The organism is Streptomyces sp. NBC_01092 (assembly GCF_045039535.1).
Lineage (GTDB): Bacteria > Actinomycetota > Actinomycetes > Streptomycetales > Streptomycetaceae > Streptomyces.
This window is the reverse complement of the sequence record NZ_CP108659.1, coordinates 4,539,059-4,552,278: the sequence shown is the minus strand read 5'-3', so window position 1 is coordinate 4,552,278 and position 13,220 is coordinate 4,539,059. Positions and strand designations below refer to the sequence as shown.

At 73.1% G+C, this 13,220-nt stretch carries 9 protein-coding genes; 4 read left to right on the top strand and 5 right to left on the bottom strand.

Going from position 1 to position 13,220, the window contains the following annotated elements; genetic code table 11:
• Positions 1-157: 157 nt before the first annotated feature.
• Positions 158-1,486 (top strand): histidine kinase, encoded by a 1,329-nt coding sequence (locus OG254_RS20360; protein WP_351194520.1) that lies wholly within the window; start codon positions 158-160, stop codon positions 1,484-1,486.
• Between the two features lie 39 nt (positions 1,487-1,525).
• On the opposite strand, the gene OG254_RS20355 is transcribed toward OG254_RS20360, so the two are convergent.
• Complete coding sequence (locus tag OG254_RS20355) at positions 1,526-2,020, bottom strand: SUKH-3 domain-containing protein (RefSeq protein ID WP_405583685.1); 495 nt, start codon at positions 2,018-2,020, stop codon at positions 1,526-1,528.
• A 125-nt stretch (positions 2,021-2,145) separates the two neighbouring features.
• On the bottom strand, positions 2,146-2,670 hold the full coding sequence (locus tag OG254_RS20350) for a YwqJ-related putative deaminase (protein ID WP_405583683.1): 525 nt from the start codon (positions 2,668-2,670) through the stop codon (positions 2,146-2,148).
• A 309-nt stretch (positions 2,671-2,979) separates the two neighbouring features.
• Between OG254_RS20350 and OG254_RS20345 the strand changes: the two genes are divergently transcribed.
• From OG254_RS20345 to OG254_RS20335, 3 genes are all read left to right on the top strand, one after another.
• Positions 2,980-4,005, top strand: a complete 1,026-nt coding sequence (locus OG254_RS20345) for an SMI1/KNR4 family protein (RefSeq protein WP_405583681.1) — start codon at positions 2,980-2,982, stop codon at positions 4,003-4,005.
• Between the two features lie 8 nt (positions 4,006-4,013).
• Positions 4,014-7,106 carry an SUKH-4 family immunity protein gene (locus OG254_RS20340; RefSeq protein ID WP_405583679.1) on the top strand — a complete coding sequence of 1,031 codons (3,093 nt, stop codon included), beginning with the start codon at positions 4,014-4,016 and terminating at the stop codon, positions 7,104-7,106.
• Between the two features lie 239 nt (positions 7,107-7,345).
• Positions 7,346-8,233: a cellulose-binding protein gene (locus tag OG254_RS20335; RefSeq protein ID WP_405583677.1), complete on the top strand. Its 888-nt coding sequence runs from the start codon at positions 7,346-7,348 to the stop codon at positions 8,231-8,233.
• A gap of 49 nt (positions 8,234-8,282) precedes the next feature.
• On the opposite strand, the gene OG254_RS20330 is transcribed toward OG254_RS20335, so the two are convergent.
• From OG254_RS20330 to OG254_RS20320, 3 genes are all read right to left on the bottom strand, one after another.
• Positions 8,283-9,893, bottom strand: a complete 1,611-nt coding sequence (locus tag OG254_RS20330) for a cation acetate symporter (protein WP_405583675.1) — start codon at positions 9,891-9,893, stop codon at positions 8,283-8,285.
• A complete protein-coding gene (locus tag OG254_RS20325; protein WP_351194512.1) occupies positions 9,890-10,381 on the bottom strand; it encodes a DUF485 domain-containing protein in 492 nt (163 codons plus the stop codon). The genes OG254_RS20330 and OG254_RS20325 overlap by 4 nt, the downstream gene beginning before the upstream one ends.
• Positions 10,382-10,606: 225 nt before the next feature.
• Positions 10,607-13,072 (bottom strand): hypothetical protein, encoded by a 2,466-nt coding sequence (locus tag OG254_RS20320; protein ID WP_405583673.1) that lies wholly within the window; start codon positions 13,070-13,072, stop codon positions 10,607-10,609.
• Positions 13,073-13,220: the final 148 nt, after the last annotated feature.

The following is a 13,220-nucleotide window of genomic DNA, read 5'->3' as shown; positions in this document are numbered from 1 at the left end:
TCCGGGCGGAATGATCGCTTCCGGGAATGAACGGTGAATGGTTCGGCAGTTCGAGGGATATCGGGCTGTTTCGTATGGGTTCGGTTACCGAATGTGGTGTAGGCCAGTCCGCGAAACTCGCCGGAAAGGCGAGTCGGTCGGCCCGTAGGCTGGAGGCATGACCACGACGGGGGAATACCGCGCCGGGGACCCGCCACCGGGGGCGGGGCTGTGGTGGTGGGGCAGATTGCGCAGTGCGGTGCTGGACGTGAGTCTCGGCATCGTGTCCGCGCTGGAGTGCGGAGTCGAGGGGGTTCGGTTCGCGGCGGATGCCGGGATCCCGGTGGCCGCGGGGGTCGTCTTCGGCCTGCTGGCGGGAGCCGTGCTGGTGCTGCGGCGCCGCTGGCCCATCGCCGTCGTACTCGTGTCGATCGCCGTGCTGCCGGCCCAGATGGGACTCCTGCTGGGCATCGTCGGCCTGTACACGCTCGCCGCTTCCGAGCTGCCGCGGCGGATCATCGCCTCGCTGGCCGGGATGTCGTTCGTCGGCACGCTGATCGTGACGTTCGTGTGGGTGCGCCAGGGCGTGGACCGCGGGGACCTGAGCTTCGGGGACTGGGTGGTGCCGTTCGCCTCGGTCACCACGGCTCTCGGGGTGACCGCGCCTCCTCTCCTGCTCGGGCTGTATGTGGGGGCCCGGCGCCGGCTGATGGAGAGCCTGCGGGAGCGGGCCGACAGTCTTGAGCGGGAGCTTCAGCTGCTCGCGGAGCGCGCGGAGGAGCGGGCCGAGTGGGCGCGGAACGAGGAGCGGACCCGGATCGCGCGCGAGATGCATGACGTCGTCGCGCATCGGGTGAGTCTGATGGTGGTGCATGCGGCTGCCCTTCAGGCGGTCGCGCGCAAGGACCCTGAGAAGGCCGTGAAGAACGCCGCGCTGGTGGGGGACATGGGGCGGCAGGCGTTGACCGAGCTGCGGGAGATGCTCGGTGTGCTGCGCAGCGGGGCCGTCGAGGTGGATCGGGTGCGCGGGGCGGTCGTACCGCTCGCGGCTGTGGGCGCCGCTGCCGCTGCCGCGGCCGATCGGGGGCGATTCGGCGGGGACGAGGGGGGCGCCGACGGGCCCTGTCTGTCCGAGCTGGAGGAGCTGATCGGGCAGTCGGCTGCCGCGGGGATGGCCGTGGACCTGTCGGTGGAGGGTGAGACGCGGGGGTATGCGCCGGAGGTCGAGCAAACGGCGTATCGCGTGGTGCAGGAGGCGTTGACGAACGTCCACAAGCACGCGGCGGGCGCGAAGACGCATGTGCGGCTCGCACATCGGGCGTCGGAGATCGCGATGCAGGTGGAGAACGAGCCGCCGCCGGAGTCGGCGTCGTCGGCGCTGCTGCCGTCGGGGGGCAACGGCCTGGTGGGCATGAAGGAGCGGGTCGTCGCGCTGGGCGGCGTGTTTGTGTCGGGGCCGACGGATGCGGGCGGTTTTCGGGTGTCTGCGGTGATTCCGGCGGCTTAGTCGCGGTGCGCGGTTCGCGGGTGTGGTGCCGTGGTCGGCTCAGCCCGCTGTGAGGCGTACCGGCTCTATTCCCGCGACGAGCCCGGCGAGGGCCCGGTCGATGTCGGGGCCGAGGTACCAGTCGCCGGTGTGGTCCAGGGCGTAGACGCGGCCTTCGGAGTCGATGGCGAGGAGCGCCTGGGTGTCGGGCTCGGCGCCGAGGGGGCAGACCTCGGTGTCGAGGGCGCGGCCGAGGTCGCCGAGGGTGCGGGCCATGTGGAGGCCGTGCAGGGGGTCGAAGTGGAGGGTCGCCGGGGCGACCTGGCGGCCGGGGCCGGTGGGTGCGATGTGCAGGCCGCCGAATTCGGCCCAGGCTTCGACCGCGGCGGGGAAGACGGCGTGGCGGTGGCCGGCGGGCGAGGTGTGCTCGCGCAGGGTGTCCGCCCAGACTTCGGCCTGCTGTATGTCCCAGCGTCCGGGCTGCCAGCCGGCGGCGCGCAGGGCGGCGTCGACGGGGACGGGGAATCGGGTGCTGGAGGTGCGGTCGGTGTGCATCTGCCCTTCGTTCGTCGAGTGCGCCGGGGTGACGGCTGCGCCTGGCCGCCCGGCGGTGTGCGGTCGTACGCGTGCGGTGTGCGGTCGTGCTGGTGGAGTGCGGGTGGTGCCGGCGGGTGGGCGGATCAGGCGTCCGCCCCTGTCGGGTCGACGATACGGACGCCGAAGTGGGAGCTGAGGGCGGTGCAGGCGCGGCAGGGGGCGGCGAAGCTGCCGTGCAGGGGGTCGCCGTCCTCGCGGATGCGACGGGCGGTGAGCTTGGCCTGTTTGAGGGCTTTGCGGGCTTCGCCGTTGGTCATGGGTTTGCGGGCGGCGCGTTTGCTGCGGGTGGCGTCGGCGGTGGTGATGTGGCGCGAGATGAGGATGGTCTCGGCGCAGCGGCCGGTGAAGCGGTCGCGTTCCGAGCTGGTGAGGGTGTCGAGGAAGTCCTGTACCAGGTGGTGCAGGTCCGGGGGCTGGTCGCCGCGGGCGGCGGTGCCGGTGAGGGTGGCGCCGCGGACGGAGAGGGCGGCGGCGACGGTGGGGAGTATGCCGTCGCGGCGGTGGTGGAGGGCGGGTGCGTGCGCGGTTTCGGTGGCGCTCCAGCCGATGCGGGGGTCGCCGGACCTCGCGGCGTGTGGACCTGTTTGCGTCGCGTTCATGATCATCATCCCCTCCTGAGCATCCCCCGGGCATGCTCTCGGACGTCACAGAGTGCCAAATGCCGTGGCGGGTGCGGAAGCTGGGGCGACGCGACACGCCCGGGTTTGGGCAGGCTGTCACGGCGGGGTGACGGCTGGTCACGATGGCGCGGGGGGGTGGTGACCGGCGCCGGTGACCGGTGTCGTCGTACCGCATAGGCTGTCGGCACCGCTTTCCATGCGGTGACGCGTGGACGCAGACGAGACAGTCGATACGTGCCGTTGTGACCGAGAGTGGTCGTGGTGGGGCGTATCAGAACGCCGCAGGGGGCAACCGCCATGACGACAGGTCGGCTCGGGCTGGGGGCACCTCCCGGCCGCCAGGCCGGGGGACAAGCCGCGCCGCCGAACGCGGCGTACGCCGGGCAGGTCGTGCATTTCCCGGATCCGGTACGGGCGTCGCGTCACCCGAGAGGGGTACGGGTGGACGACCGTGGTTACCCCGACTTCTCGCCGTACGCGCGTGCGGCGGTGGAGATCGCGGAGCCGCCGGAGGGTTTCGGCGTCGACGAATTGCGGCTGACGGACTATGTGTCGGCCAACGCGGCGCTGGCGGCTTCGGGGCACGAGCTGTGGGACACGGTGCCCGCGGTGGCGACGCCGCACGGCTGGACGTGGCATCACGCGGTGGGCACGCGCCGGCTGGAGTTGGTTCCGGTCGAGGTGAAGGCGCTGCTGCGGCATCACGCGGGGATCGCGACGTCGGCGGTGGACCACCACAAGCGTGGGACGCGCCCGTTGCAGGAGACCCGGCCGGCGCACTTCCGGTTGCCGAAGTCGGGTGTGGCGGTGACGGAGGCGCAGGCGCTGGGTGTTGAGGAGGATCTCGGCTACCGGCTGCCCGGTGCGTACCGGTCGTTCCTGAAGGCCGCGGGCGGGTGTGCGCCGGTCGGGACCGCGCTGGACGCGGAGTTGGGGCTGCTGATCGACCAGCCGTTGTTCACGGTGCGGGACGAGGCCGCGGTCAACGACCTGGTCTACGTCAACAAGTGCCTGCGTGATCACCTGACCAAGGACTACCTGGGGGTCGGGTTCGTGCAGGGCGGGTTGCTGGCCGTGAAGGTGAAGGGCGACCGGATCGGTTCGGTGTGGTTCTGCGCCTACGACGACGCCCGGGACGTGGATCCCTCGTGGTCGCCGCCGGAGCGGGTGGAGCGGCTGCTGGTGCCGTGCGGTGAGGACTTCGACACGTTTCTGTCCCGGTTGGCGGGTTCTCCGCCGGAGTTGGAGACGGTGGCGAATCTGATGGTGGACGGTGGGTTCGCGCGTGTGGTGCCCGTCGCGGCCACGGCTGTGGGGGAGTGAGCTTCGCGATGGTGACGTTCGCGCAGGCGCAGGAGCGCGCCGAGGAGTGGATCAACGGGGATGTGCCGTCGTACCAGCATCGTGAGGTGCGCGTGCGGGAGTTCGAGCGCGGGTTCGTGGTGTGGGCCGAGGACCGCGCCGACGGGCCGCGTTCGGACGGGGGCGCGCAGCGGCTCGTGATCGCCCGGGACAGCGGGGAGGCCACGTTGTGGCCCGCGCTGCCGGTGGGTGAGGTGATCCGCCGGTACGAGGAGGAGTACGGCCGCAGTGGCGCGGCCGCCGCGCCGGCGCCGGCGGCTCCGGCCCGGGTGGACCTGAACCAGACGTCGTTCCTGCTGACTCCGCCGGAGTGGCTGCAGGAGGCGGCGGACCGGTTGGGGACGCCGGAGGCGGACTCCGCCGGGGACTCGGACGGGGGCTCGCGGGCCGGTGGGGATGCGGCGGGGAGTGCCGCGTCCGCTGGTGGAGCGTCCGGTGCGGGGGCGCTTCCGGAGACGATGGGTGGGCCTCCGGCGGGGGTTGGCTCGGGCTCGGTGGGTGTCGGCTCGGGTTCGGTCGGTGTGCCCGACGGGGCGACTCCCTGGGCCGGGACGGACACCAACGCCGATGCGGGTGAGGACCGTTCGGTGCCGCTGCCGGAGACGGTGTTCGCGCCGCCGCTGAGTGGTGACGACAGTGTGCCGTCGGCCGCGCAGCCGGATGCCCAGACGGCATTGATGTCGGGTGGCAGCCAGCTTCCGCCTACGGCGGTCTCGTCGGCGTTGGATGGTGCGAACGCGGCGGGTGGGGCGGGGAGTACGCCTCCGCCTGCGCCGGGGGCGCCGTCGTATGGCTATCCGCAGGGTGCGGGTGGGGCGGGGGCGACGCCACCGCCAGGTGCGGTGCCTCCGCCGGGTGCGACGCCTCCGCCTTCGTACGGTTACCCGCAGGGTGCCGGTGGGCCGGGTACGCCGCCTGCGCCGGGTGTGACGCCTCCGCCTCCGCCGGGTGCGCCGTCGTACGGGTATCCGCAGGGCGGACCCGCTGGTGGTGCGGGTGTGCCGCATGCTCCGGGTACTCCCGGGGCGCCGGGGCAGCCGCCCGTGCCGGACGCCGCTGACATCGCCGATGCCGCGACGAGCAAGGCGGCGCCTCCGCGGGCGCGGGGTGGGGCTACGCCGCCTCCGCCGCCGGGTGCGCCAGGGATGCCGGGGATGCCGGGTGCGTCGGCGGGCAGTACGCCTGCGCCGCCGTCGGCTCCGGGTGCTCCGGGTGCGTCGGGTGGCGGCTATGTGCCTACGCAGCTTGTGTCGTCGCTCGGGCCCGGTGGGCCGGGGGGCGCCGCCGGGCCCGGGGTTCCGCAGGGGCCGGGTGCCCCGAACCCGCCTGGCCTTCCGCAGCCGCCCGGCGCCCCGGGTGCGCCCGGTATGCCCGGCGTGCCGCAGCCCCCGGGCGCCCCCAACCCGCCAGGCACGCCCGGCGGTACGCCCCCGGGTGGGGTGCACCATGCCGCGACGGTGCTGGCCGACCCGAGTCGGATGGGGGGTGCGCCGCAGCCGCCGGGTGCTCCTGGTGCTCCTGGTGGTCCTGGCGTGCCGAATCCGCCCGGGCCTCCGAACCCGCCCGGCATTCCCAACGCGCCGGGTACTCCCGGTGCCCCGGGCATGCCTGGCGCACCCCAGCCTCCGGGTGCTCCCGGGATCCCCGGCGCGCCTGGCGCCGCCGGTCCCGGTGCTCCCCAGCATCCCGGTGCCGTGCACCACGCGGAGACCGTGCTGGCCGGGCCACCGGTCGGCGGCCCGGGCATGCCGCCACCGCCGCAGGCCCCCGGCGCGCCGCAGGCTCCGGGCGCTCCCGGTATGCCACCCGGCGCCCCCGGCATGCCGCCGGCGGGACCGGGGATGCCGCCTCCCGGTGCTCCCGGTGCTCCCGGTGCTCCCGGTGCTCCCGGTGCTCCCGGTGCTCCCGGTGCCCCAGGCATGCCCGGCGCAGCTCAGCCGCCCATGCCGCCGGGTGCCGTCGCGCCGCCGCCCGGGCATGCCATGCCGGGGCAACCCGGGCCCGCGCAACCGGGACCGCCGCACCCCGGACCCGCGCAACCCGGCCCGGCCCAGCCGTCGTACGGGTATCCGCCGCAGCCCACCGGTCAGCCGACGGTCGGACCCGGCTACCAGGCCGTCCTTCGCTACCGTGCCCAGGACGGCTCGGAGCAGCAGCTGATCCGGCGTTCGGCGCCGGGTACGCCGCACCCGGAGTGGCAGATCTTCCACGAGCTGCGGGGCATGAACGTGCCGCCGGACCAGGTCCTGGAGCTGCACACCGAGTTGGAGTCGTGCGAGCTGCCGGGTGCGTACTGCGCGCGGATGATCCGGGAGCAGTGGCCGCAGGCGCGCATCACCTCGATCGCGCCGTACGGCACCGATCACGCGAGCCGGCAGCAGGGCATGCAGCAACTCCTCGCCCACCAGGGCGAGTTGCACGAGGTGGCCGACGGGCCCGCCCGGCCGGCGCCGGTGCGCGCGCCGCTGCCGCAGGTACAGGCGGCGCCGCCGATCCCGCCGGAGGGCGTGGCGCACGAGCTGGCGGGGGCGTTCGGGCCGGGGATCTTCCGGTTCGAGCAGGCCGCGGTGTCCCGGCAGGGCGTGCCGCCCGTCGTGGCGCACAGCCTGGTCGTCGGCGGTCTGCCGATGGACATGGGCCCGTTCTTCTGGGCGCAGGCCCAGCCGGGGCGGCCGGTTCCGACGCTGGCGGAGCTGGCGCAGGAGCGCGGGGTGCAGCCTGCGTCGGACGCGGGGTCGTACCTCGTCATGGGCAGCGACTTCGGCAAGGCGATCTGTGTGCAGTACGGGACGGCGAACATCGTCGCCGTGCCGGTGGAGGCGGGCCCGGGCGGTGCACCCGTACCGCCGCAGTTCGTGAACACGGGCCTGCCCGAGTTCCAGCGCTGCCTGGCGCTGCTCGGCGGGATGTGGCGGCTTCGCTTCGGCCTGAACCAGGAGCAGGCGGGCCGCTGGACCGTCGACTTCCAGGCGCAGCTCGCCTCCCTCGACCCGGCGGCGCTCGGCTCGCCGGAGAGCTGGTGGTCGGTGCTGTTGGAGCAGATGTGGGACGGTCTGCTGTGACGCCAGTCGACTGTTTGTCGTGACATCGTCCGGCCGCCGCTGACGGCGGTGGGCGGGGTGTGAAAGGGCCGGCTCCCGGTGGTACGACCGGGGCCGGCCCTTTCGTATGCCCTCCCGCAACCGGCCCGCACCCCGCCCTGCGCCCGGAGTGTCGCGTTATGAACGCTTCCGCCTGATACATCAAGATGTGCGCTAAATCATCATTTTTTGCATTCGCCCGGCGGAGAGGGGTTCTCAGGATGAGCAGCGCACCGGTTTCGCTCCACGACTTCGTGGTCGTCAAGGGGCGTGGCTACCGTCCCGACCAGGTCGACGCCTATGTCGACGCCCTCTTCCGCGACCGGGACGCCGCCTGGGAACGGGCCGCCCGGCTCACCGTGCTGGCCAAGGAGATGGAGGCCGAGGCGGAGCGGCTGCGGGAGGTGGTGGCGCAGCTCGGCCCGCAGACGTACGAGTCGCTCGGGGACCAGGCGCGGCGGCTGTACGAGCTGGTGCAGGAGGAGGCAGAGGCCGTGCGGGAGGGGGCGCGGCAGGAGGCGGAGAGCCTGGTGGAGCAGGCGAAGACGTGGGCGAGCGGCTTGCGGGACGCGGCGCAGGCGCACGCCGACGCCCTGGGCGCGGAAGCCGACGCGTACGCCGAGGAGCGGATGCTCGCGGCGCGCGCCGAGGCCGACGAGATCCGGGTGGACGCCCGGCGCACGGTGCGCGACGAGCGCGGGCTGGAGCTCCTCGCGCTGCGTGAGCTGCGGCACCGCACCACCCGCATGCTCACCGAGCAGACCAGGGACCACGGCGAGCGGCGGGCCGTCGTCGAACGGGAGGCCGAGGAGAAGCTGGCCGCGCAGGTGGCGGCGGAGGAGGACCGGCAGGTGCGGGCCGAGACGGCGTCGGTCGAGGCGAAGCAGGCCTTCGCGGACGCGGACGCCTGCGCCCGCAAGATGCAGGAGGAGGCACAGGCCCGCGCGACGGAACTGGTCGCGCAGGCCCGGCAGCAGTCGGAGGAGATCGCCCGGGAGACCGAACGGGTGCTGCGCGAGCACGGCGAGATGTGGGACGACGTACGGACCCATATCGGCCAGATGCGCAACAGCCTGACGGCACTGACGGGCCAGGCCGCGATGGAATGACCCGGGCGGACCCCGGCTGCCCGGGGTGCCCCGGGCCCCCGGTGACCTGTCAGTTCCCCCTGCGCACCGCCCCCGCCAGAATCCACCCCTCCACGGCCTCGTACTGCCGTCGCTCCTCCTCGACCTCGCGCCGCCCCGACAGGACCGTCCCGAGCCAGCCGAGCAGGAACCCGGCCGGCACGGACACCAGTCCGGGCGTCGTGAACGGGAACCAGTTGAAGTCGGCCTCGGGGAACGCCGAGACCGGTGACCCCGAGACCAGGTTGGTCCACGGCATCAGCGCCAGGACGACCGCGCTGCCGCCGATCAGGGTCCACAGCAGGCCGGCCCGGGTGTACCGGCGCCAGAACAGGCTGTAGATGAGGGCCGGGGCGATGGCCGAGGCGCCCAGAGTGAAGGACAGGGTCACCAGCGGTTGCAGGCTGCGGTGCTGGACCAGCGTCGCCAGCACGATCGCCGGGACGCCCACCGCCAGCGCCCCCAGCCGCGCCAGCGCCATCTCGCGGTGTCCGGACAGCTCCCGCATCCGCGTGGCGAACAGGTCGTGGGCGAGGGAGTTCGCGCAGGCCAGGATCATGCCGGCGACCGAGGCGAGCACCGTGAGGAAGATGGCCGTGGTGACCGCCGTGAAGAGCAGGCTCTCCGCGGTCGAGACGTCGGCGCCGAACGCGGCCCTGGAGCCCAGCAGATACGCCGTGTTGCCCTGCGGGTCCGCCCCGGCGATCACCTGCCGCCCGATCAGGGCCGTCGCCCCGAAGCCGACGATCGTGATCACCAGCACGAACAGCGCGACGCTCGACACCGCCCAGGACATGGACCTGCGCACCTGACGCGCGCCCCTGGCCGTGTACATGCGCATGGTGATGTGCGGCAGCACCCCGCCGCCGAGGACGACCGCGAGCTGCGAGCTGATCATGTCCAGGCGGGGGTACGGACTGCCCGCGAACTGAAGCCCCGACTGGAGGAACGCCGAGCCGACCCCGCTCTGTTCGGCCGCGGCGTTGAACAGCGCGCCCGGGTCCCAGTCGAACCGCCGCAGCACCAGTACGGCGATCACGGCGCCCGATCCGAGCAGCATCACCATCTTCAGGATCTGGATGAGCGCGGTGCCCTTCATCCCGCCGATGGCCGCGTAGCTGATCATCAGCACGCCCAGTCCGATGACGCATCCGGTCTTCAGCGAGTCGCTGGAGAACCCGAGGATGAACGCCAGCAGCTGCCCGGTCCCGGCCAGCTGCACCAGCATCAGCGGCAGCAGCGCGGCCAGCGTCACCGCGCACGCGGCGATCCGCACGCCCCGCCCCGGCATACGGCGGGCCAGCGCGTCGCCCATCGTGAACCGGCCCGCGTTGCGCAGGGGTTCCGCCAGCAGGAACATCAGCAGCATCAGCGACAGGGCGGTGCTCAGCGCCAGCACGATCCCGTCGTAGCCGCACAGCGCGACCACACCGGTGGTGCCGAGCACGGTCGCCGCGCTGATGTAGTCACCCGCGATGGCCAGGCCGTTGCCCATGGGGGACAGCGAGTTGTAGCCCGTGTAGAACTCGTCGAGGTCGTCCCGGTCCGGGCCGGTCATCACGCACAGCAGCAGCGTGACGGTGGCCACGGCGCAGAACGCCACCAGCGACATCGCCTGCGCGTCCGAGCTGAAGTCCGTCATCGCCCCGCCCTCCGCTGTCCGGCCTCACGCTTGGCGTCCACGGCCGCCTCCTTGCGGATGCGGTCCGCGATCGGGTCGAGGTAGCGCCGGGCGGTGTGCTCGTACAGGCCTATCGCCAGCCAGGTGACGGGCAGCTGCAGCAGCGCGAGCAGCAGGCCGGCGGGCAGCCCGTCGGTGACCGTGCCGGTCATGAACCCGGGCGCGAAGGCGGACAGGATCAGGAACAGCGTGAAGTACCCGAGCGCGGTCAGCGTCGCCACGCGCCGCTGCCAGCGGTAGGCGCTGCGCAGGATCCGCAGGTCGCTGTGGTGTCCGAGGGGCGGGTGGTCGGGGGTTCGGTGTCGCTGGGGTGTGGGTGGTTCGGGTGGGACGGGGGGTTGCCAGGGGTAGGTGGCGTACGAGGGGGGCTGGGCGGGTGATGGGGGGAGAGGTGACTGGAACCGGTCGTACGGGTCTTGCCGGTTGTACGGGTCGTACGGGGTGGACATCCCGGTACTCCTTGCGTGGCTCGGGTCCGACGCGGCGGACCGCAGGGAGGTGGGGGGCGGGCGAGCCACGCACGTTACTTCGGAGTAGGCACATGCGCGAGGGTTTCCTCAGACTGAGTGGTCGGTATGCGCTTGTTGATGCCGAACCGTGTCTGACCAGGGGTGTTACCGCCGTTAACTCAGACTTTTAAAGCGCCTGTGCGGAAACTGAGGGCAATCGCGGCACTACTTCAGGTGCACGAGCGCCACACTGCCGGGCACCTCGCCCCCACCGTCGAGCCGCGCCCCGAACACCAGCCGACGGTCGACCCGCCGACGCACCGACCGCCCCGCCACGACCACGAAGTCCACCGAGACCCGCCCTCCGGCAGGCACCCACACGCGCGCGGCGCCCGCTGCCACGAGGCACACCGACCACCCCGCCCCCATCGGCTCCGCCGCGACGGTCACGTACCGCCCCTGACCGCCGAAGTTGTAGACGTCGAGGCTCATACGCGTACGACGGCCGAGCCGGTATCCGTACGGCGCAGGCGCGTCGCCGTTGTCCTTGCCGGGCGCGGTGTTGCGGGGGGCGTAGCGCTGGCTCAGGACGATGTGCTCGGCGGGGGAGAGGGGGACGGCGGTGGAAGCCCGGCCGGGGTGTTGTCCCGCACCGGCGTCCGCGTCCCTCCCGGTGGAGTCCGCGGCGCGCGAGACGACGTAGACGGGATCCGGCGAGGCGACGACGGCCGAGCCCGCCTCAGTGATCCGCCGCCCCATGATGTCGTACGCCACCCCCGACACGGCCACCCCCGACACGGCCATCCCCGGCACGGCTACGCGCGTGGGCCGCGCGGCCCACAGGACGGTCACGCGCTGCCCGCACCCGTCGTCGAAGACGAACCCGCGGACACCCGCGGGCAGTTGCCGCAGGGGCCCGACGAAGTGCGCCGCGCCGAGCACCGAGGTCAGCGCGGCGAAGGCGCTGTACGCGGGGAGGGGCCCGAAGTCCCGGTCGAACAGCCCGAACCAGACGCCGTCGTCATGCAGGGGCGGCCCCGCGAACCAGAACTGCCGCGCGTTCCCCGCGGCCAGCCCCTCCACCATCGAACGCACCAGGTACCGCGCCTGCACCCGCTCCTGCGCCGCAGTGAGATCGGCGGGCGTCGTGAGGAAAGCCCCGCACTCGGTCATCCACAGCGGCATGTCGCCGACCCCCTGCCGCCGGGCGAGCGCGTGCTGCTCGTCCGCGGCGCCGGGGACCTCGGGATCGTCCTGCTCCGCCGGATCCGGATACCCGTGGAAGGCCCACACATCGGCGTACCGGACGACGTCGTTCGCGAGCATCAGGTCCTGGAAGGGGCCGGTTTGGGCGATCCCCGGCAGGACGACGAGCGGCGCGCCGACGCGGGCGTCGTGGCAGGCGTCCTTGATCCCGAGCGCGGCCGCCTTCACGAAGGCCGCGTGGGCGTCGCCGGTACTGCGGGTGGTGTCGACGTCGGGTTCGTTGGAGAGCTGGAGCGCCTCGGGGGCGGCCAGGGCGAGGCGGCGGGCGTAGCGGTAGGCGTGGCGCAGGTCCGCCGGGAGGGGGAGCGAGGCGTCGGTCATCGCCCACTCGGGCGCGGGGGAGAGCACGTCCAGGACGGCGAGACCGCGGGCACGCAGGGTGCGGGTGACCCGGTCGTGGTGCGCGGTGTCGTACGCACCGGGCGCGGGCTCGGCAGCCGGCCAGGACTGCCCGTCGCGGACCCAGCCCGCCCCCATGTCCCGCAGGGCGGCGGCGAATTCGTCCAGGCGGGACGGTGGCACGAGGGAGGAGGCCCAGACGTTGACGCCGAAGCGGTTGCCGGCCGCGTCGGTGACAGCGGTCGCGCGGTGGGCGGGAAGGCGGGCGAAGGTGCTGGTCACGCCGTCGTCGGCATGGATGCGGTAGTGGCCGGGCGGGAGGTCGGCCGGGAGGGCGACGGTGGTGGTCCTGCGGCCTGCGGGGATGGCCGCACGGCCGGCGGCAACCCGTTGGCCGTGGTAGTCGATGACGGCGTAGTGAACGGGATGCGGGCGCGTGGTGCGGGCATTGAGGGTCAGGCGCAGGTGAGCGGGCTCGCCGACGCTGTGACGGGGGACGGTGGCCGCGCGCAGAGCGGGGCCGCCGGGCAGGGGGCGCAGGACGAGATGATCCAGCGACAGGACATACACGATGCTGTTGTCAAGGATCGTCGGTTCGACGACTCGTAAGCCCAACGCGTTGTCCCCCTCCCGAAGTTCCACCTCTCCGAGATTCAGCACGGACAGATCGCCCCACGCGGCCGGCGACCCGTACCAGTCCGGCTGCGAGCGGGCGACCTCGCGGAACGGGCCATCGTTGACGGAGAGTTGGAGGTAAGAGCCAACCGCCTCCGTGTGCGGGGTCTCCACGGGGGCGATGGCCACGGCGGACAGCGCGTACACGCGCTTGTGCGGGACGCGGACACGATAGGTGGCGTACCAGCCCGTGTCCGGCGGGGGTTGCTCGGCGGTCAGCAGGGCGAGGTAGTGACCACCGGAGGCGCGGCGGTCGCGGGCGACGGGGATGTTCGTGCGGGCGGGGGACTCGCCGGGGATCGTGATCGTGGCGGGGACGGCCGCGCGGGCGGAGGCCGAACCGACGCCCACCGCGGCGGTCGCTGCCGCGCCCAGTCCTGCCGCCATTGCGGTACGCCTGTTGAGGTCCATGACTCCAGCAGACGCGGAGGTTCCACGGCCGGGCGTCCTACGAGAGGGCGGACGGTCCCGGAGATGAGGTGCGGGGTTGACCCTAGGGGGGCGACGGCTTCGCAAGAGCCTGCTCCGGTTGGTGCTCAGGCCGCTCTCGAGCCGCACA